A 21,304-nucleotide genomic window follows, 5' to 3' on the forward strand; every position below is an offset into this window, starting at 1 on the left:
GGAGCCGCAGATCGGCGCAGAACCGCAGACCCGAGGAGGCAGCCGTGGCTGCACAGACCCCGCCGTCCGGGGACACCGCCGAGGAGACCCCGCCGGCCAAGCGGGACCGGACCCATTTCCTCTACATCGCCGTCATCGCGGCGGTCCTGCTCGGCATCGCCGTGGGCTTCGTCGCACCCGGCTTCGCCGTCCAGCTCAAGCCGCTCGGCACGGGGTTCGTGAACCTCATCAAGATGATGATCTCGCCGATCATCTTCTGCACCATCGTGCTGGGCGTCGGCTCGGTCCGCAAGGCGGCCAAGGTCGGCGCGGTGGGCGGGCTGGCCCTCGGCTACTTCATGGTGATGTCCACCGTCGCGCTGGCCATCGGCCTGGTCGTCGGCAACATCCTGGAGCCCGGTTCCGGCCTGCACCTGACCGAGGCGCTCCGGCACGCCGGCCAGGCCCAGACCGCCGGTGGCCACGAGTCGACCACCGACTTCCTCCTGGGCATCATCCCGACCACCCTGGTCTCCGCCCTCACCAAGGGCGAGGTGCTCCAGACCCTGCTGGTGGCGCTGCTGGTCGGCTTCGGCCTCCAGGCGCTGGGCGCGGCCGGCGAGCCGGTGCTGCGCGGGATCGGCCACCTCCAGAAGCTGGTCTTCCGGGTGCTGTCGATGATCATGTGGGTGGCGCCGGTGGGTGCCTTCGGTGCCATGGCCGCCGTCATCGGCGCCACCGGCGTGAAGGCGCTGACGTCCCTGGTCGCCATCATGACCGGCTTCTACGTCACCTGCCTGCTCTTCGTGGTCGTGGTGCTCGGCGCGCTGCTGCGGCTCTGCGCCGGGGTGAACGTCTTCGCGCTGCTGAAGTACCTCGGCCGGGAGTTCCTGCTGATCCTGTCCACCTCCTCCTCGGAGTCGGCGCTGCCGCGGCTGATCGCGAAGATGGAGCACCTGGGCGTCAGCCGCCCGGTCGTCGGCATCACCGTCCCGACCGGCTACAGCTTCAACCTCGACGGCACCGCCATCTACCTGACGATGTCCTCGCTGTTCGTCGCCGAGGCGATGGGCAAGCCGCTCTCCCTCGGCCAGCAGGTCTCGCTCCTGCTCTTCATGGTCATCGCGTCCAAGGGCGCGGCCGGCGTCACCGGCGCGGGCCTGGCGACCCTGGCCGGCGGCCTCCAGTCGCACCGCCCCGATCTCGTCGACGGCGTCGGCCTGATCGTCGGCATCGACCGCTTCATGAGCGAGGCCCGCGCGATGACCAACTTCGCCGGTAACGCGGCGGCCACCGTCCTGATCGGCACCTGGACCAAGGAGGTCGACAAGGCCCGGGTCGCCGAGGTGCTCGCCGGCCGGCTGCCGTTCGACGAGCGGACCCTGGCCGCCGAGGCCCACGGCACACCGCCCGCCCCCGAGGCCGCCGCGCCGCGGGACGGTGCGGAGAAGACGTCCGCGACGGTCTGACGCTCCCCCGGCTGACGCTGGGCGGTGGCTCCGGACGCGCGGGACGCGCAGGAGGGGAGAAGGGGCGGGCGCCACGGGGCGCCCGCCCCTTCGGCGCCGCCCGCCTAGGCGGGCAGCATCCAGATGGTGGCCAGCGGCGGCAGGACCGCCGCGACGGAGCGCTCGCGGCCGTTCCAGGGGACCGGTTCGGCGGGCAGGGAGGCGGGGTTGGCGACGCCGCTGCCGCCGTAGCGGGGGGCGTCGGTGTTGAGGACCTCGCGCCAGGCGGGGACGCGGTCCGGGACGCCGATGCGGTACGCGTGGCGCACGACGGGCGAGAAGTTGGTCACCGCGACGAGCGGGCTGCCGTCGGCGGCGTGGCGGACGAAGGAGAAGACGTTGTCCTCGCTCGCGCCGCCGTCGATCCACGAGAAGCCCGCGGGGTCGGTGTCGCGCTCCCACAGAGCGGGCAGGGCCGCGTACCGGCGGTTGAGGTCGCGTACCAGATCGCGCATGCCCCGGTGGTCCGGCTCCGCCTCGTACGACGGGTCCAGCAGCCACCAGTCCGGGCCGTGGCTCTCCGCCCACTCCGCGCCCTGGGCGAACTCCTGCCCCATGAAGAGGAGTTGCTTGCCCGGATGGGCCCACATGAAGCCCAGGTACGCACGGTGGTTGGCGCGCTGCTGCCACCAGTCGCCGGGCATCTTCGACACCAGCGCGCGCTTGCCGTGCACCACCTCGTCGTGCGAGATCGGCAGGACGTAGTTCTCCGAATAGGCGTAGATCATCGAGAAGGTCATCTCGCCGTGGTGGTACTTGCGGTGCACCGGCTCCTTCTCGACGTAGCCGAGGGAGTCGTGCATCCAGCCCATGTTCCACTTCAGCCCGAAGCCCAGCCCGCCGAAGCCGCCCGCCCCGACGTGGTGCGTGGCGCGGGTGACGCCGTCCCAGGCGGTGGACTCCTCGGCGATGGTGACGACACCGGGGCAACGCCGGTAGACCGTCGCGTTCATCTCCTGGAGGAAGGCGACCGCGTCCAGGTTCTCCCGCCCACCGTGGGCGTTCGGCGTCCAGCCGCCGTCCCCGCGCGAGTAGTCGAGGTAGAGCATCGAGGCGACCGCGTCCACCCGCAGCCCGTCGATGTGGAACTCCTCGCACCAGTACACCGCGTTGGCGACCAGGAAGTTGCGCACCTCGGTGCGGCCGTAGTCGAACTCCAGCGTGCCCCAGTCCGGGTGCGCGGCCCGTGCCGGGTCCCCCGGCTCGTACAGCGGGCGCCCGTCGAACTCCGCCAGCGCCCAGTCGTCGCGCGGGAAGTGCGCCGGCACCCAGTCCATCAGCACGCCGATCCCCGCCCGGTGCAGCGCGTCGATCAGGAACCGGAAGTCGTCCGGGGTGCCCATACGGGCGGTGGGCGCGTAGAAACCGGTCACCTGGTAGCCCCACGAGCCGCCGAAGGGGTGCTCGGCGACCGGCATGAACTCCACGTGCGTGAAGCCCAGGTCCTTGACGTAGGCGGGGAGTTGGGCGGCCAGCTGGCGGTAGGTGAGACCGGGCCGCCAGGACGGGAGGTGGATCTCGTAGACCGAGAACGGCGAGGTGTGCACCGGCCGCGCACCGCGCCGGGCCATCCAGTCGGCGTCCCGCCAGCGGTAGTGCGACGCCTCCACCACCGACGCGCTGGCCGGCGGGCACTCGGTCCGGCGCGCCATCGGGTCGGCGCGCACGGTCGTCGAGCCGTCCGGCCGGGTGATCTCGAACTTGTACAGCTCGCCCTCGCCGATGCCCGGCAGGAACAGCTCCCAGACCCCGGACGAGCCCAGCGACCGCATCGGGAAGCCGGTGCCGTCCCAGTAGTTGAAGTCCCCGACGACCCGCACCCCTTGGGCGTTGGGTGCCCACACCGTGAAGCGGGTGCCGAGCACGCCCTGGTGCTCCATGGTCCGCGCCCCCAGCGCCTGCCACAGCTGCTCGTGCCGGCCCTCGCCGAACAGGTGCAGATCCAGCTCCCCGAGCGCCGGCAGAAAGCGGTACGGGTCCCGTACGGTCAGTCGGCCGCCGTCGCCGTAGTCGACCAGCAGCTCGTAGTCCGGGACCGTGCGCAGCGGCAGGACGCCGGCGAACAGCCCGTCCCCTTCGGAGCGGAGCGCGGCCCGCAGCCCCTTCCCCACGACCGTGACGGCCTTCGCGTACGGCCGCAGCACCCGGATCCGCAGCCCGCCGGACACCGGGTGCGCGCCGAGCAGGGCGTGCGGGTCGTGGTGCGCGCCGCCGAGCAGCCGCCCGCGGTCCTCGTCGGACAGGGGCTCGGCGGCGGGCACCTGCCGGCCGCCGGGGGCCGGGGCGGGGGCCTGGGGAGCGGCCTGGGGGGCGGCGGCCCGTGCGGTGGGATCGCGCGGCGGGGGGCCTCCGGGACGGAGCCCGGGGGAGAGTCCGTCCGGGGTGGTGGTGGGTGACGGCGATGTGGGGGAGCATCGCGAAGCGATTCCGTCCGGGGTGGTGGCGGGTGACGGGCGGGCGGTCACGAGGGGGCCTCCTAGGGGCGGGGTCGGTCGGTGCCGGGCGTCGGTGCCTGGTGGGTGGGGCGGGCGCGGGCGGCGGGCCCGGCGTACGGGCGCGGGTCAGCCGGCCGCCCCCGGCTCCCCGCAGGCCGCCAGCCTGCGGATCGCCGCCATCGGTACGGACAGCCAGTCGGGCCGGTGCCGTGCCTCGTACAGCACCTCGTAGACGGCCTTGTCCGTCTCGTAGGCGCGCATCAGTTCCGGGGCGGAGCGCGGGTCCAGGCCGCCGGCCTCGGCATAGCCCAGGCAGTAGGCGGCGCGGGTGCGGCGGGCCCAGTCCAGCGCCCAGGGGTCGCCGCCGGCCGGTCCGCTGCGGGCCGCGTAGTCGAAGGAGCGGAGCATCGCCGCCACATCGCGGACGGCCGGCTGCGGGCGGCGCCGCTCGGCCAGCGGCCGGGCCGGTTCGCCCTCGAAGTCGATCAGCGACCAGTGGCCTCCCCGGGCCGAGCGCAGCGTCTGGCCCAGATGGAGGTCGCCGTGGATGCGCTGGGCGGCCCAGCTGCGGCCGTCGTGGCCGACCGCGGCGAGCGCGTCGAAGGCGGTGCGCAGCCGCCCGCGGTAGGGCTGGAGCACCGGTACGGCGCGCGCGGTCGCCTCCAGCCGCTCGTGCATCTGGGCGGCGATCACCTCCAGCTGCGGGCGGCGCAGTTCGGTGGTGGGCAGGGTCTGGGCGAGCGCGGTGTGCACCTCGGCGGTGGCATGGCCGAGGGCCCGTGCCGACCCGGTGAAGTCGGCGCGCACCGCGAGCGCGTTGAGGGCCAGCTGCCAGCCGTCCGCCGAACCGGACAGGAACGGCTGGAGGACGCCCAGCGTGGTCGCCTCGCCGCTCTCCTCGGGGGTCGCCGCCTCGAACCAGGCGGCGGGGGCCGGGACCCGGGCGCACTGGGCGCCGGCCAGGGCGCGCGGCAGCTCCAGGTCCGGGTTGACACCGGGCTCGATTCGCCGGAAGACCTTCAGGATGAACGTATCTCCATAGACGATGGACGAGTTGGACTGCTCGACGGCGATCGGCCGGGCGGGCAGCCCGGTGGGGATGTCGGTGTCCGGCTCCCGGCAGAAGCGCAGCGCCCCGATCCGGCCCGGGACCCGCAGCCGCTCCAGCAGCAGCCCGCAGAGCCGGTTGTCGAGCAGCGCGTCGTAGACGGTGCGGCCGCGCAGCGGGCCGCCGGCCGGGCGGCCGATCACCGCGGGCGCGAGCTGCGGCGGCGGTGCGGGATGGGCGCCCAGCAGCAGCTGGTAGCAGTCCCCGCCGGCCGGCGCGCGGCCCGGCGGGGCGCTCTGCTGGGCGCGGATCAGCAGCTGGAGCAGGCCCGGTGTGCCGCCGCCGTCGCCGTTGGACGGCAGCAGTTCGGTCGCCGAGACCAGCGTGAAGCCGGTGATCAGCCGTCCCTTGCCGGCGAACCAGCGCTGGCGGGGCACCCATTCGGCGAGCAGCGGTGCCAGCGAGGACAGCAGATCGGGTGCGGTGACCAGCGGGCGGTCAGGGGTGTTTCGGGTGGCACGGGTCGAGGCGGTGTCCGACATGGCGTCGCGTCCTTTCCCCGGGCACACGACAGATAGGCAAAGTGTCCCGGAATGCGGCCTTCACTGAGCGGCGGTATGGGACGTGTCGGGCGAGATCGTCCGTACGCGCGCGCGTTTTCGGCGTTTCTGGGCGTTCGCTTCGCTGTGCGGCGGTGCTCCCCGAGCTCTGACGAGCAGGGGGGATCCCCACCCCCGAGCTCTGATGAGCAGGGGACCCCCACCCGGGCCGGGGGGACCGTCCATGGCCCTCGCGGCCCGTGCGGTAGTAGGGAGGTTGCCCGAGCGGAAGGTCAGAAAACGCCCGTACGCGCCGGCAGGCCGCGTACGGGCGGAGGCACCGGGGGCCCGTGCCCGGTGGGGCAGGGGCTAAGCGGGGTTCCTGCGCAGTCGGAACCAGTAGAAGCCGTGGCCCGCGAGGGTCAGCAGGTACGGCAGCTGGCCGATGGCGGGGAAGCGCACGCCGCCGATGAGTTCCACCGGATGGCGGCCGTTGAAGGACTGGAGGTCCAGCTCCGTCGGCTGCGCGAAGCGCGAGAAGTTGTGCACGCACAGCACCAGGTCGTCGTCCGCGCCCTCGCTGCCCGGCGCCTCCCGCAGGAACGCCAGCACCGCGGGGTTCGAGGAGGGCAGTTCGGTGTAGCTGCCGAGCCCGAACGCCGGGTTCTGCTTGCGGATCTCGATCATCCGGCGGGTCCAGTGCAGCAGCGACGACGGCGAGCTCATCGCCGCCTCGACGTTGGTGACCTGGTAGCCGTAGACGGGATCCATGATGGTCGGCAGGAACAGTCGGCCCGGGTCGGACGAGGAGAATCCGGCGTTGCGGTCCGGCGTCCACTGCATCGGCGTGCGCACCGCGTCGCGGTCGCCGAGCCAGATGTTGTCGCCCATCCCGATCTCGTCGCCGTAGTAGAGGATCGGCGAGCCGGGCAGCGAGAGCAGCAGCGCGGTGAAGAGCTCGATCTGGTTGCGGTCGTTGTCCAGCAGCGGGGCGAGCCGGCGGCGGATACCGATGTTGGCGCGCATACGCGGGTCCTTCGCGTACTCCGCGTACATGTAGTCGCGCTCTTCGTCCGTGACCATTTCGAGGGTCAGCTCGTCGTGGTTGCGCAGGAAGACGCCCCACTGGCAGCCGGAGGGGATCTGCGGGGTCTTGGCCAGGATCTCCGAGACCGGGTAGCGGGATTCACGGCGGACCGCCATGAAGATGCGCGGCATGACCGGGAAGTGGAAGGCCATGTGGCATTCGTCGCCGCCGACCGCGTAGTCGCCGAAGTAGTCGACCACGTCCTCCGGCCACTGGTTGGCCTCGGCCAGCAGCACGGTGTCCGGGTAGTGCGCGTCGATCTCCGCGCGGACCCGCTTGAGGAAGGCGTGCGAGGCCGGCAGGTTCTCGCAGTTGGTGCCCTCCTCGGCGTAGAGGTACGGCACCGCGTCCAGCCGGAAGCCGTCGATCCCCAGGTCGAGCCAGAACCGCAGGGCGGAGATCATCTCCTCCTGGACGGCCGGATTCTCGTAGTTGAGGTCCGGCTGGTGGGAGAAGAACCGGTGCCAGTAGTACTGCTTGCGGACCGGGTCGAAGGTCCAGTTGGAGGCTTCGGTGTCGACGAAGATGATCCGGGCGTTGGCGTACTGCTTGTCGTCGTCCGCCCAGACGTAGTAGTCGCCGTACGGCCCTTCCGGATCGGTGCGGGATTCCTGGAACCACGGGTGCTGGTCGCTGGTGTGGTTCATCACCATGTCGATGATGACCCGCATTCCGCGGTGGTGCGCGGCGTCCACGAATTCGACGAAGTCGGCCAGGTCGCCGAACTCGGGGAGTACCGCGGTGTAGTCGGAGACGTCGTAGCCGCCGTCCCGCAGCGGGGACTTGAAGAACGGCGGCAGCCACAGGCAGTCCACCCCCAGCCATTGCAGGTAGTCCAGCTTGGCCGTGATGCCTTTGAGGTCCCCGATGCCGTCGCCGTTGCTGTCCTGGAACGAGCGCACCAGGACCTCGTAGAAGACGGCCCGTTTGAACCATCCGGGATCCCGGTCCTTCTCCGGGGTGTCTTCGAACGTGTCGGGAACAGGCTCATTGACGATCAATTGGGTGACCCTCCGATCGGTGAGGACGGTCGCAGTGACAGCACATGAGCGGGCGCGAGCGAACTGCCCGGCTCCAGGCGCACATAGTTGTCCCTGCCCCAGTGGTAGGTGTCGCCGGTGAGCTCGTCGCGCACCGGGAAGGAATCGTGCCGGCCGAGGCCGAGTTCCGGCATGTCCAACGACACCGTCGCCTCGTGGGTGTGGTGCGGGTCGAGGTTGACCACTGTGAGCACCGTGTCGGCTCCGTCGCCGTGCCCCTCGTGTTTGGAGTAGGCGATGACGGCGTCGTTGTCGACCTGGTGGAAGTGCAGGTTGCGCAGCTGCTGGAGTGCGGGATGGCGGCGGCGGACCCGGTTGAGGGCGGTGATGAGCGGGGCGATGGTACGCCCCTCGCGGGCCGCGGACTCCCAGTCGCGGGGCCTGAGTTGGTACTTCTCCGAGTCGAGGTACTCCTCGCTGCCGCGCCGCAGCGGGGTCGCCTCGCACAGCTCGTACCCCGCGTAGACGCCCCAGGTGGGGGAGAGGGTGGCGGCCAGTACGGCGCGCACCTCGAAGGCGGGCCGGCCGCCCTCCTGGAGGTAGGCGTGCAGGATGTCGGGGGTGTTCACGAAGAAGTTGGGCCGCAGGTAGCCGGCGCTCTCGCCGGTCAGCTCGGTGAGGTACTCGGTCAGCTCCTGCTTGGTGTTGCGCCAGGTGAAGTAGGTGTACGACTGGTGGAAGCCGATCTGGGCGAGGGCGTGCAGCATCGCGGGGCGGGTGAACGCCTCGGCCAGGAACAGCACGTCCGGGTCGGTGCGGTTGATGTCGCTGATGACCTTCTCCCAGAACGCCACCGGCTTGGTGTGCGGGTTGTCCACCCGGAAGATCCGGACGCCCTTGGCCATCCAGAAGCGCAGCAGCCGCTCGGTCTCGCGGACCAGCCCGCGGAAGTCGCCGTCGAAGGCGATGGGGTAGATGTCCTGGTACTTCTTCGGCGGGTTCTCCGCGTAGGCGATGGAGCCGTCGGAGCGGTGGTGGAACCACTGGGGGTGCAGGGTGACCCAGGGGTGGTCGGGGGAGCACTGGAGGGCGAAGTCCAGCGCCACCTCCATCCGCAGGTCGCGGGCGGTCCGTACGAAGTGGTCGAAGTCCTCGAAGGTGCCCAGTTCGGGGTGGAGCGCGTCGTGGCCGCCGGCTGGCGAGCCGATGGCCCAGGGGGAGCCGACGTCGTCCGGGCCCGCGGACAGCGCGTTGTTGGGGCCCTTGCGGAAGGACGTGCCGATGGGGTGGACCGGCGGGAGGTAGACCACGTCGAAGCCCATCGCGGCGACCGCCGGCAGCCGCTCGGCGGCGGTGCGCAGGGTGCCGCTCGCGGCGGTGCCGTCCGGTCCGGTGACGGCGCCCTCGGAGCGCGGGAAGAGCTCGTACCACGAGCCGTACAGGGCTCTGCGGCGCTCGACGACGAGCGGCATCGGGCGTGAGACGGTGAGCAGTTCGCGCAGCGGATGGCGGTCCAGGGCGTCGACGACTTCCGTGGCGAGCGCGGCGGCGAGCCGGGTGGCGGCCGGCAGGCCGGTGTCGCGCAGCGCGTCGACGGCGGCCAGGACGGACTCCCGCCCGTCGCTCTTGGGGACCTCGGCGGCGGCCCGTTCGTGCAGCTCGGCGCCCTCGGCGAGCACCAGCTCGGTGTCGATACCGGCGGGGATCTTGATCGCGGCGTGCTTGCGCCAGGTGGCGACCGGGTCGGACCACGCCTCCACGGTGAACGTCCAGCGACCCTCGATCCCCGGTGTGACCTCGGCCGTCCACCGGTCGGTGCCCGGTGCCCGCTCCCGCATCGGGGTCCAGGGGCCGCAGCGGCCCGCGGGGTTGCGCAGCACCACGTTCGCGGCGACTGCGTCGTGTCCTTCGCGGAAGACGGTGGCCGAGACCTCGAAGGTCTCGTCCACCACCGCCTTCGCCGGGCGACGGCCGCAGTCGATCTGCGGGCGGATGTCCAGAACAGGGATGCGACCGATCATGGGCTCACCTGGGCTTGTGATGCTTTGTGGGGTTTTGTCCTTTGTATCCGCTCCACGGTAGGAGGACGGGGTGCGGGCATGGGCGCTCCTGTCCGCTTTCACTCTGCTGGCGGATGGCACGGCGGACCGGATCGGGTCCTGCGGATCGTGTGCGAGGAACGGCGTACCCGGTGAGCCTTCCCGTACGCGGCGGCCGGGAAATCAGCCGGAACGTGAACTACTGATACGTAACCGCTCACGCCCCGCGATCCGGCGGGCAGGGCCCGGCGCCCTGGCGGGCGGCGGTGGCTCGGTGCTGCCACGGTCGGCGTTCGCCTCCTCAACTCGGTGTGATCACAGCGGAGTTGCGGTGTGCGGAAGTCCGGTGCCGCGCCGGGGCCCGTCGGCGCGATACCGCAGCCTCTCGCCGCGGCGGGGTCCGTACAAGAGTGCACCAGGGGGTGGAATCGGCCATATCGGCGGACCGGGCGGTAGCAGGGCGACGGCATGGGAGCGGGGGGGGGGGGGGGAAAAGATNCCGCAGCCTCTCGCCGCGGCGGGGTCCGTACAAGAGTGCACCAGGGGGTGGAATCGGCCATATCGGCGGACCGGGCGGTAGCAGGGCGACGGCATGGGAGCGGGGCGGTGCCCGGAACACTTCCGGACACCGCCCCGCTCCTGGGGTGGGAGCACCCCGGTGCGCTCGGTGCGCGATCGGGCGGTTGCCCAATCAGCCGTGGCGCGGCCTTGTCTGACGCGATGTCAGCAGACGGCTCACTTGACGTTGACGCCGGTCCAGGCCGACTCGACGCCCTTGACCTCGGCGCTGTTCGCGCCGTAGAGGTCGGTGGCGGCCTTGACGGTCGCCTCGCGGGCGGCCTTGTAGTCGGTGGTCGAGGTCATGTAGGCGGTCAGCGCCTTGAACCAGATCTTCTCGGCCTTGTCCCGGCCGATGCCGGTGACCTTGGAGCCGTCGGCGGTCGGGCTGTCGTAGTGGTCGCCGTTGGCGTCCTTCGGGCCGCTGCCCTCGGACAGCAGGTAGAAGAAGTGGTTGGCGATGCCGGAGGAGTAGTGGACGTCGACGTTGCCGGCGTCGGCGCTCCAGTTGTCCAGCGACTGGCCGTCCTTGCTGGGCTTGTCCATGTAGCGCAGCGGCTTGCCGTCGCCGTTGATGTCGATCTTCTTGCCGATGAAGTAGCTGCCCGGCTCGGCGGGGTTCTTGGCGTAGAACGCGACGGAGGCGCCGAAGATGTCCGAGGTGGCCTCGTTCAGGCCGCCGGACTCGCCGCTGTACTCCAGCTTCGCGGTGGCCGCGGTGACGCCGTGCGACATCTCGTGGCCGGCCACGTCCAGCGCGGTCAGCGGCTTCTTGTTGCCCTGGCCGTCGCCGTACGTCATGCAGAAGCAGCCGTCGTCCCAGAAGGCGTTGACGTAGTTCTGGCCGTAGTGGACGCGGGAGGTCGCGCCCTTGCCGTCGCCCTTGATGCCGCTGCGGCCGTGCACGTTCTTGTAGTAGTCCCAGGTCTCCTGGGCGCCGTAGGCGGCGTCGACCCCGGCGGTCTCCGGGTTCTCCGGCTTGCCGTCGCCCCAGGTGTCCGTGGAGTTGGTGAAAAGCTTGCCGTTGCCGCTCTCGCTGCCGCTCAGGTTGAACGTCTGGTGGCCGCCGCGGGCGTCGTCGGTCAGCTCGAAGCCGTTGCCGCCCTTCTTGCTGGCGACGTCGACCTTGCCGGCGTACTCGCTGTTGCCGACGCCGTTCTCGATGCCCTGGTACTGGTAGAGCTTCTTGCCGGTGTTCGCGTCGGTGATGACGTGCAGCTCGTTGGGGGTGCCGTCCTTCTGGAGGCCGCCGACCACGGTCTCGTACGCCAGCACCGGGGTGCCCTTGGCGGCCCAGATCACCTTGCGCGGCGTCTGCGCGTCGACCTTCTTGGCGCCGATGGTCTTGGTGGCGGTCGACTCGGCGGCCAGCGCGGCCGTCTTCGGGGCGATCTTCGCCGTGGTGGAGGCCACCGCGATGGCGGACTTCGCCGCCTTGGTGGTGCTCTTGATCGCGCCGCCCTTGGCGGTGTGCACCACCAAGTCGCCGCCCAGCACCGGCAGTCCGGCGTAGGTGCGGTCGTAGCGGGTGTGCGTGGTGCCGTCGGCGTCCTTGATGACGTCCCTGGCGACCAGCTGCTCCTGGGAGCCGAGGCCGAGCGCCTTCGCGGTCTGCGCGCGGGCGGCACCGGCGTCGCGGAGCAGTTCCGCGCGGTGCGAGCCGCTCAGCTTGAGCGGGGAGCCGCCCTGGGCGGAGGCGGTGGGGGCGGGGGAGGCTCCGGCGGTGCCGGCGGTGATGCCGGCGGCGAGCAGGGCCGCCGCCGCGAAGGCGGTACCGGCCACACGGGTCTTACGGGATATGCGGGGGGTCACGCGTGCTCCTTCAACTTTGCCAAATGGTGGGGGTGCAAAGCGATGCGGGTGTGACATGCGTCGGGAAGACTGCCATTCGAACGCGCACATGTCAGGGGGGTGTAAAGAGGTTGTCCGAAACTCGTTCGGGGAGAGGTGCGCGCCGTCCGTATAACGGAGCCGGGCGCCGCCCCCGGAAGACCGGGAGCGACGCCCAACTTGTCCGCAGAGCGGGTGAGTTGCCGGAAATCAGATGACGCCGTGGCGCCTCTTTCATATACAGGTGACGATCAGGTGGCCACGCACCGTCAGAACGTCAACTTCCAGCCGTTGAGGGTGCCGGTGTCGCCGGAGTAGACGTCCCGGACCCGCAGCTTCCAGGTGCCGCTCGCCGGCTTCGCGGAGGCGTTGACGGTGTAGGTCGCCTTCACATCGGCGGCCGCGTCACGGGAGTTCGCGTTCTTCAGCCGGTAGGCCGTGCCGTCCGGGGCGAGCAGGTCGATCACCAGGTCGCCTCGGTAGGAGTGGGTGATGTCCACCCCGACCTTCAGGGTGCCGGGGGCGTTGCCGCTGCGCTTGACGGCGATCGGCGAGGTGACCGCCGCGCCCGCGTCCGGGATCGCCACCTTTGCGGTGCTCTCGAAGACCGTGCCGCCGCCGTCCGTGACGCGGGAGCCGACGTTGACCGCGGCCCAGGTGTCGGCGACCGTGTTGTACGTGGCGCTGCCCTGGCCGAAGAGGTCGGCCGCGGCCTGGAGGGTGGCGGTGCGGGCGCCCGCGTAGTCGGTGTTGGCGTTCATGTACTGGGTGAGCGCCTTGAACCACACCTGCTCCGCGTTGGCCCGGCCGATGCCCGGCACCGGCAGGTTGTCGGAGGTCGGGCTGTCGTAGTGGACGCCGTTGATGTCCTTGGGGCCGCTGCCCTCGGACAGCAGGTAGAAGTAGTGGTTGGCGACGCCGGAGGAGTAGTGGACGTCGAGGTTGCCGACGTCGCTCGACCAGTAGTCGGCAGAGGAGCCGTCCTTGCTGGGCTTGTCCATGTAGCGCAGCGGGGTGCCGTCGCCGTTGATGTCGATCTTCTTGCCGATGAGATAGCTGCCCGGGTCGGCCGGGTTGTTGGCGTAGAACGCGACGGAGGTGCCGAAGATGTCCGAGGTGGCCTCGTTGAGGCCGCCGGACTCGCCGCTGTAGTTCAGGGCCGCGGTGGCCGCGGTGACGCCGTGTGTCATCTCGTGGCCGGCCACGTCCAGCTCGGTCAGCGGCTTCTGGTTGCCCTGACCGTCGCCGTACGTCATGCAGAAGCAGCCGTCGTCCCAGAAGGCGTTGACGTAGCTGTCGCCGTAGTGGACGCGGGAGTAGGCGCCGACGCCGTCGCCCCGGATGCCGGTGCGGCCGTGCACGTTCTTGTAGTAGTCCCAGGTCTCCTGGGCGCCGTAGGCGGCGTCGACCGCGGCGGTCTCGGCGTTCTGCGGCGTGCCGTCGCCCCAGGTGTCGGTGGAGTTGGTGAGCAGCGAACCGGTCCCGGACGAGCCGTGGTTGAGGTCGTAGGTCTTGTGGTTGCCGCGGGTGGCGTCGGTCATCGTGAAGGTCGGCGCCGAGCCCGAGGTCCCGATGGTGACCTGGCCGCTGTACTCGCTGTTGCCGATGCCGTTCTCGATGCCCTGGTACGCGAAGATCCTGGCGCCGGTGGTGGCGTCGGTGACGACGTGCAGCTGGTTGGGGGTGCCGTCGTCCTGGAGGCCCCCGACCACCGTCTCGTACGCCAGCCGCGGGGTGCCGTCGGCCGCCCAGACCACCTTGCGCGGCGCCTTCGCCGCCGCCGTCCGCTTCGAGCCGCGGGCCTGCGCCGCCTTGACGGCCTGCGCTGCGGCGGCGGCCGGTGTGATCCTGGCGGTGGTGCCCGCCGGCGTGAGCCGAGCGCGGACGGCCTTGGTGACGCCCTTGAGCGCACCGCTCCGGGTCTGGTGCACCACGAGGCCGCCGCCGAGGACCGGCAGGCCCTGGTAGGTGCGCTCGTAGCGGGTGTGCAGGGTGCCGTCGGCGTCCTTCTCGACGTCCTTGACGACCAGCTTCTCCTGGGCGCCGAGCCGCAGTTGCCGGGCGGTGGCCGCGGTGGTGGCGGTGGCGTTCCGTATCAGCTCCGCACGCTGGGACGGGGAGAGCGTGGCCGGCAACGCGCCGGCGAACGGCGTGGCGTGCGCGGTGCCGGGACGGGCCGCGGCGCGCGGCTGGGCGGCCGCTCCGGCGCCGGCCTGTGCGCCAACAGCCAGCAGCGCGGTGGCCGCGACGAGCGCGCAGGCGGCGGTGGTGCGTCTGGGGCGGGTCGGTGCATGGGGGGTGCGTCTCACACTGACTCCTTCTGCGGGGCCGCCGGCCTCCGGGAGGGCGGCGGCTGAGGGGGACCGGGCGGCGGAGCGGCCGTCCGGGCAGAGCGAGGCAGAACTGTGGAGCGTGTGGGGGGAACTGGTGGTGCGAGAGAGGCGACCGCCCGGGATGGCGCTGTGGGGGATCCGTGCGGTGGTTGCCGGGAAGAGTCCCACCGTCGCCCGGCGATTGTCAGGTGCAGTCCAACTAATTGGCCGGAAAACGTCCGTTGGGCGAAATCGCTGTCCGGAAGCCGGACAGCGGGCCGGATTCCGAGGCGCGCCCCTCAGGCAGAGGCAGGCGAACCACCTTCACTGCCCGCGGAGTTGCGGATCCCGCAGTGACCGACCGTCACCCGACGCTCTCCCGCCACGCCCGGTGCAGCTGGGCGAACCGGCCCCCGGCGGCGGTCAGTTCGGCCGGACTTCCGTCCTCGACGACCCGGCCGCCGGCCATCACCAGCACCCGGTCGGCGATCTCCACCGTCGACAGCCGGTGGGCGATCACCAGGGCCGTACGGGCGCGCAGCACCGTGGCCATGGCGCGCTGCACCGCGCGCTCGCCCGGGATGTCCAGCGAGCTGGTCGCCTCGTCCAGGATGAGGACGGCCGGGTCGGCGAGCAGCGCGCGGGCGAAGCCGACCAACTGCCGCTGGCCCGCGGAGATCCGGCCGCCGCGCTTGCGGACGTCGGTGTCGTAGCCGTCCGGGAGGGCGGCGATGAAGTCATGGGCGCCGATCGCCTTCGCGGCCCGCTCCACCTCCCCGCGGGTGGCGTCCGGGCGGCCGATGGCGATGTTGTCGGCGACCGTACCGGAGAACAGGAACGCCTCCTGGGTGACCATGACGACCTCCCGGCGCAGCTCGGCGCCGGCCAGTTCGCGCAGGTCCACGCCGTCCAGCAGGACCCGGCCCTCGGTGGGGTCGTAGAAGCGGGCCAGCAGCTTGGCCAGGGTGGACTTGCCGGCGCCGGTGGCGCCGACCACCGCCACGGTCGTGCCGGGCGCGAGCGCGAGGTCGAAGCGCGGCAGCACCTCGGCACCCGTCCGGTACGCGAACCGGACGCCGTGGAAGGCCACTTCGCGGCCGGGCCGGGCGGGCGCCGCGGCCGGCAGCGCACGCGGTGCGGCGGGCTCGGGCACGGCCGGCCGCTGGGCGAGCAGCCCGGCGATCTTCTCCAGCGAAGCCGCCGCCGACTGGTAGTCGTTGAGGAACATCCCGAGGCGGTCGATGGGGTCGTACAGCCGGCGCAGATACAGCACCGAGGCGGCCAGCACACCGAGGACGAGAGTGCCGGTGGCGACACGGTAGGCACCCCACAGGACGATCGCGGCGATCGCGACGTTGGCCACCGCCCGGGAGCCGACGGTATAGCGCGCCATCTCCAGTATCGCGTCGCCGTTGACCCGCAGATGGCGGTCGTTCAGCCGGGCGAAGGCCGCGTCGTTGGCCCGCTCGCGGCGGAACGCCTGCACCGGGCGGATGCCGTTGAGGGTCTCCGCGAAGCGGACGATGACGGCCGCGATGGCGGTGGACCGCTTCTCGTACGCGCGCTTCGAGCGGCGCTGGAAGGAGCGGACGAGGAGCGCCAGCGGCACCGCGGAGACCAGGGCGGCGGCACCGAACCCCCAGTCCAGCCAGAGGAGGGTCACGGTGATGTAGACCGTCGAGAGGGCGACCGTGACCAGCTCCTGGAGGCCCTCGTCGAGGAGTTCGCGCAGCGACTCCACGTCGGCGGTGGCCCGGGAGATCAGCCGGCCGGAGGTGTAGCGCTCGTGGAAGTCCAGGCTCAGCGCCTGCGCGTGGCGGAAGATCCGGTCGCGCAGCTCGACCAGCACGTCCTGGCTGGCCCGGGCGGAGAGCCGGACGAAGGCGCACTGCAGCCCGCCGGCCGCCGTGGCGCACAGCGCCGCCACCACCGCCACCGCGATCAGCGGACCGCGGTCGCCCGCCCGCAGCGCCGGCACCGCGCGGTCGAGGGCGTAGGCGACCAGCAGTGGTCCGGTCTGCAGGGCGACCTGCTGGAGCAGCAGCACGAGGGCGGCGGCCCGGACGCGCCCGCGGTGCGGCGCCAGTAAGGACCGCAGCAGTGCGCGCGAGGCGCCCTTGGGGGTGGGCAGCCGGTCGGTCGCGAAGGCGTCGGGGGCCGCCTCCCGGGGGCGCCGCCCGGAGGGGGTGCCGTCCCGTTCGCCGCTGCTGTCCGGGTCGTCGGTCGGCAGGCCGGTCGCCGTGGTCGTCATCGGGCGCTCTCCCCCTCGCGCGGTCCGCTGCGGCTGGTACGGGTGGTGCCGCGGCCGGCTCCGGTGACCGGGCCGCCGCCCTGGGCGCGGCCGCCGGCGCCGGGCTCCGCCGCACCGGACATCAGCGCGGCGTACTCCGGGCTGTCCCGCAGGAGTTGGTGGTGGGTGCCGACCGCGGCTATCCGGCCGCCCGACAGCAGCGCCACCCGGTCGGCGAGCAGGACCGTGGACGGGCGGTGGGCGACGACCAGCGCGGTGGTGCCCGCCAGGACCTTCCGCAGCGCCGCCTCCACCAGGGCCTCGGTATGGACGTCGAGGGCGGAGAGCGGGTCGTCGAGGATCAGGAAGCGCGGCCGGCCGACCACGGCGCGGGCCAGGGCCAGCCGCTGCCGCTGCCCTCCGGACAGGCTCAGCCCCTGCTCGCCGACCTCGGTGGCGGCGCCCTGGGGGAGCGCGGCCACGAAATCGTCGGCCTGCGCCACCTCCAACGCCCCCAGCAGGGCTGCTTGTTGGTCCGTCTGACGGGCGGTGGTGGTGAGGCCGGTGCGGTCGGCAGGGACATCGCGCTCGCCGTGGCCGTCCTGGACGTTCTGGGCGTTCTGGGCGTCCGGGGTGCCCGACGCGCCCATGAGGACGTTCTCCGCAACGGTCGCCGAGAACAGGGTGGGCTCCTCGAACGCCACCGCCACCAGCGCCCGCGCCTCGTCCCGGCCGAGCGTGGCCAGATCGCGGCCGTCCAGCGTGATCCGGCCCGCCGTGGGGTCGTACAGCCGCGGCACCAGCGCCGTCAGCGTGGTCTTCCCGCTGCCGGTCGCCCCGACCAGCGCCATCGTCTCCCCGGGCCGGATGTGCAGATCGACGCCCCGGAGGGTGGCCGGGGTGCCCGGCGGCGCGTCCGGGTACCGGAACTCGACCGCTTCGAAGACCAGCCCGCCCACGGGCGGCGCACCGTCGGCCGGGCCGCCGCCCGCGACGTCCGCGGCGCGCGGCCCGTCCCCGTCCGCTCTCCCCACCGCTGCCCGGTCCGCCGTCCCGTCCGCCGCGCGGGCCGCTGCCCGGTCCGGTGCTGCCGGGTCGTCCGGCAGGGGCTCGTCCATCACCTCGAAATAACGGTCGGCCGCGGTCGCCGCCGCACTGCTCATCGCCAGCAGGAAGCCGATCGAACCCACCGGCCAGCGCAGCGCCAGCGCCGTGGACAGGAAGGCGACGAGCGTCCCCGCGGACAGCCGGCCGTCGGCCACCTGGACCGCCCCCAGCACCAGCGCGGTGCCCACCGCGAGCTCCGGGAGGAGGGTGTTGAAGCCCCAGATGACGGACAGCAGCCGGGCCTTGCGCAGTTCGGTCGTCCGGACCGACCGGGTCAGCTCCTTGAAGGCGCGGGCCTGGCTGCGGTGGCGGCCGAACCCCTTGATGATCCGGATGCCGAGGACCGACTCCTCGACGACCGTCGTCAGATCGCCCACCTGGTCCTGCGCCCGGCGCGCGACCAGCGCGTACTTCGCCTGGAAGACCGAGCACAGCACCATCAGCGGCAGCATCGGCGCCAGCAGCACCAGCCCGAGCGACCAGCGCTGGGCCAGCAGGATCGCACAACCCACCACGATCGTCGTGCCGTTGACCACCAGGAACGTCAGCGGGAAGACCAGGAACAGGCGCAGCACCGTAAGATCCGTCGTGGCCCGGGAGAGCAACTGCCCCGATGCCCAGCGGTCATGGAAGGCGACCGGCAGCCGCTGCACACGGCGGTAGAGCGCCTCGCGCATCGCCGCCTCCACCCCGGCCGTCGGCCGCGCCACCAGCCACCGCCGCAGCCCGAACAGGCCCGCCTCGGCGAGCCCGAGCAGCAGCAGGCAGCCGCCGCCCCACCACACCCCTCCGGTGTCACCGGTCACCACCGGCCCGTCCACCAGCCACTTGAGGACCAGCGGGATGACCACGCCGATGCACGACGCGACGACCGCCACGAAAGCGGCGGTGAACAGCCGTGCCCGCACCGGCCGCACGAACGGCCAGAGGCGCAACAGTGAGCGCACGGCGGAGAGTTGGACCGGCTCGGCCGGGTCCACCGGGTCGGTCCGGGGCGTCGGGTGCGTGGTGAGTGCCATCACTCGCGAGCGTACGGCGAGCCACTGACAACGCTCATGCGGTTTTGCGGCATGCGGGTCTTCCGCATACGGTCTCCCGTTTTCCGGAACATGGCGTTCCGCCAGCCGCCAGCGCCAGCCGTCCCCTGCTACGCCGGCACCACCCGGAACAGCAGCACCGTCCGCCCGGGCACCGCCACCGCGGCCCCCGCCGCGTACCGCACGGCCGTCCGCGCCCCGCCGTCCGCCGCACCGTCCGCGTCCGCCCCCTCGGCCGAGGTGTCCACGACCAGCTCGTACGCGCCCGCCCACGGCGGCCCCGGCAGCGTCACCGCCCGCGGCTGCGCGCCGGCGTGCAGCACGGCGAGGAAGCTGTCGTCGACGACCCGGATGCCGCGGTCGTCGCGCTGCGGGATGTCGTTGCCGGACAGGTACATGGCCAGGGTGGCGCCCGGCGCGTACCAGTCCGGTTCGGTCATCTCCGTGCCGTCCGTGCCGAACCACGCCAGATCGCGCAGCCCGCCGTGCCGCTGCGGCCGGCCGGAGAAGAACGCCCGGCGGCGGAGCACCGGATGGGCGCGGCGCAGCGCGATCAGCCGCGCGGTGAGGGCGGCGAGCGCCCGCCAGTGAGGGTCGTCGAGGAGCGACCAGTCCATCCAACTGGCGGGGCCGTCCTGGCAGTAGGCGTTGTTGTTGCCGTGCTGGGTGCGGCCCAGCTCGTCGCCGGCGACCAGCATCGGGACCCCGGTCGACAGCAGCAGGGTGGTCAGCAGGTTGCGCAGCTGGCGGCGGCGCAGCGCGGTGACGCCGGGGTCGTCGGTCTCGCCCTCGGCGCCGCAGTTCCAGGACCTGTTGTCGTGGGTGCCGTCCCGGTTGTCCTCGCCGTTGGCCTCGTTGTGCTTGTGCTCGTAGGTGACCAGGTCGCGCAGGGTGAAGCCGTCGTGCGCGGTGATGAAGTTGACCGAGGCGTACGGGCGCCGGCCGCCCCAGGCGTACAGGTCGCTCGACCCGGAGAGCCGGTAGCCCAGGTCGCGGACGTCGTGCGCGCCGCCGCGCCAGAAGTCGCGGACGGTGTCGCGGTAGCGGTCGTTCCACTCCGTCCACAGGGGCGGGAACGCGCCGACCTGATAGCCGCCGGAGCCCACGTCCCAGGGCTCGGCGATCAGCTTGACCCGGCGCAGCACCGGGTCCTGGGCGATCACCGCGAGGAACGGCGAGAGCATGTCGACGTCGTGCATGGAGCGGGCCAGCGCCGCCGCCAGGTCGAAGCGGAAGCCGTCCACCCCCATCTCGGTGACCCAGTAGCGCAGCGAGTCGGTGATCAGCCGCAGCACGTTGGGCTGGACGACGTGCAGGGTGTTGCCGCAGCCGGTGTAGTCGGCGTAGCGGCGGGCGTCGCCCTGGAGGCGGTAGTAGCCGCGGTTGTCGATGCCCCGGAGGGAGAGCGTCGGACCCAGTTCGCCGGCCTCCGCGGTGTGGTTGTAGACGACGTCCAGGATCACCTCGACACCGGCGTCGTGCAGCGCCCGCACCATCCGCTGGAACTCGCCGACCTGCTGGCCCCGGGTGCCGGTGGCGGCGTACCCCGCGTGCGGCGCGAAATAGCCGATCGAGTTGTAGCCCCAGTAGTTGCGCAGCCCCCGGCGCACCAGATGGTCCTCGTGCGCGAACTGATGGACCGGCAGCAACTCGACGGCGGTGACGCCGAGCCGGGTCAGATGGTCCAGCGCGGCCGGGTGCGCCAGTCCCGCGTAGGTGCCGCGCAGCTCCTCCGGGATACCGGGGTGACGCATCGTGAAGCCCCGGACGTGCAGCTCGTAGAGGACGGAATCCGGCCAGGGCGTCTTGGGCCGCCGGTCGTCCCGCCAGACGTCCCCGCCCTCGTCGTCGGCGACCACCACCCCCTTGGGGACGTACGGCGCCGAGTCGCGGTCGTCGCGCACCGTGTCGGCGTACTGCTGCTGCGGCCAGTCCCGGGCGTGCCCGTAGAGCTGGGCGGGCAGCGCGGGCCCGCCCGGGCCCGCTTCCGTGTACGTGCCGAAGTCGCCGTCCACCGCCCGGGCGTACGGGTCGAGCAGCAGCTTGGCCGGATTCCAGCGGGCGCCCGTCCAGGGGTCCCAGCGGCCGTGCACCCGGTAGCCGTAGCGCTGCCCCGGGCGGGCGCCGGGCAGGAAGCCGTGCCAGATCTCGTGGGTCAGCTCGGTGAGGGGGTGGCGGGTCTCCTGCCCCTCGTCGTCGAAGAGGCAGAGCTCGACGGCCTCGGCGCCGCCCGCCCACAGGGCGAAGTTGGTGCCCGCGACGCCGTCCGGCCCGGTGCGGCAGCGGGCCCCGAGGGGCGTCGGGCTGCCGGGGCGGACGTCCGCGGGCGCGGTGAGCGGTTCCCCCGCCACCGCCTCCTGCTCGGGTGCGCTGGACACTACCGGCCTCCTGCGGCTTCGGGCTCGGTCGAGTGGTGGCCCCGAGCCTGGCGGCGCTCCCCCAGCTCACGCTGGGGGGACCCGCACCCAGCGTGAGCTGGGGGAGTCCCGGCCGCGCGCGGGCCCACCGCCCGCAATGTCGTGCTGCGTCGTGCGGTGCCTGCTGCGTCGTACTGTGTCGTGCTGCGCCGTTCCGCGTCGATCCCGTCGATCCCGTCGATCCCCGTCACCCCGTCG

The 21,304-nt window shown here is 72.3% G+C and carries 10 protein-coding genes; 1 reads left to right on the forward strand and 9 read right to left on the reverse strand.

The features are described 5' to 3' along the window. The first annotated feature begins 44 nt into the window (after nucleotides 1-44). Nucleotides 45-1,448, forward strand: coding sequence for a cation:dicarboxylate symporter family transporter (locus tag ACO1BR_RS05825; protein ID WP_426793913.1), 1,404 nt, complete (start codon nucleotides 45-47; stop codon nucleotides 1,446-1,448). A gap of 104 nt (nucleotides 1,449-1,552) precedes the next feature. Here ACO1BR_RS05825 and glgB read toward each other — a convergent pair whose 3' ends face one another. The 9 genes from glgB to glgX form a co-directional block, all read right to left on the reverse strand. Then, nucleotides 1,553-3,748, reverse strand: coding sequence for a 1,4-alpha-glucan branching enzyme (glgB, locus tag ACO1BR_RS05830; protein ID WP_426794010.1), 2,196 nt, complete (start codon nucleotides 3,746-3,748; stop codon nucleotides 1,553-1,555). Between the two features lie 300 nt (nucleotides 3,749-4,048). Beyond that, nucleotides 4,049-5,512: a maltokinase N-terminal cap-like domain-containing protein gene (locus tag ACO1BR_RS05835; RefSeq protein ID WP_426793914.1), complete on the reverse strand. Its 1,464-nt coding sequence runs from the start codon at nucleotides 5,510-5,512 to the stop codon at nucleotides 4,049-4,051. A gap of 366 nt (nucleotides 5,513-5,878) precedes the next feature. After that, nucleotides 5,879-7,597 (reverse strand): maltose alpha-D-glucosyltransferase, encoded by a 1,719-nt coding sequence (gene treS / locus ACO1BR_RS05840; protein WP_426793915.1) that lies wholly within the window; start codon nucleotides 7,595-7,597, stop codon nucleotides 5,879-5,881. Beyond that, complete coding sequence (locus ACO1BR_RS05845) at nucleotides 7,594-9,597, reverse strand: maltotransferase domain-containing protein (protein ID WP_426793916.1); 2,004 nt, start codon at nucleotides 9,595-9,597, stop codon at nucleotides 7,594-7,596. Before ACO1BR_RS05845 ends, treS begins: the two co-directional genes overlap by 4 nt. A 753-nt stretch (nucleotides 9,598-10,350) precedes the next feature. Continuing rightward, nucleotides 10,351-11,985: a M4 family metallopeptidase gene (locus tag ACO1BR_RS05850; RefSeq protein ID WP_426793917.1), complete on the reverse strand. Its 1,635-nt coding sequence runs from the start codon at nucleotides 11,983-11,985 to the stop codon at nucleotides 10,351-10,353. A gap of 287 nt (nucleotides 11,986-12,272) precedes the next feature. Continuing rightward, the gene (locus tag ACO1BR_RS05855) at nucleotides 12,273-14,312 is read right to left on the reverse strand and encodes a M4 family metallopeptidase (protein WP_426793918.1); all 2,040 of its coding nucleotides are present in this window, start codon (nucleotides 14,310-14,312) and stop codon (nucleotides 12,273-12,275) included. Nucleotides 14,313-14,679: 367 nt separating this feature from the next. Further along, nucleotides 14,680-16,566, reverse strand: coding sequence for an ABC transporter ATP-binding protein (locus ACO1BR_RS05860; protein ID WP_426793919.1), 1,887 nt, complete (start codon nucleotides 16,564-16,566; stop codon nucleotides 14,680-14,682). Then, the gene (locus tag ACO1BR_RS05865) at nucleotides 16,563-18,671 is read right to left on the reverse strand and encodes an ABC transporter ATP-binding protein (RefSeq protein ID WP_426793920.1); all 2,109 of its coding nucleotides are present in this window, start codon (nucleotides 18,669-18,671) and stop codon (nucleotides 16,563-16,565) included. Before ACO1BR_RS05865 ends, ACO1BR_RS05860 begins: the two co-directional genes overlap by 4 nt. A 128-nt stretch (nucleotides 18,672-18,799) precedes the next feature. Further along, nucleotides 18,800-21,067 carry a glycogen debranching protein GlgX gene (glgX, locus tag ACO1BR_RS05870; protein WP_426793921.1) on the reverse strand — a complete coding sequence of 756 codons (2,268 nt, stop codon included), beginning with the start codon at nucleotides 21,065-21,067 and terminating at the stop codon, nucleotides 18,800-18,802. Nucleotides 21,068-21,304 lie beyond the last annotated feature (237 nt).

This window comes from Streptomyces sp. YGL11-2, from assembly GCF_050054615.1.
GTDB lineage: Bacteria > Actinomycetota > Actinomycetes > Streptomycetales > Streptomycetaceae > Streptomyces.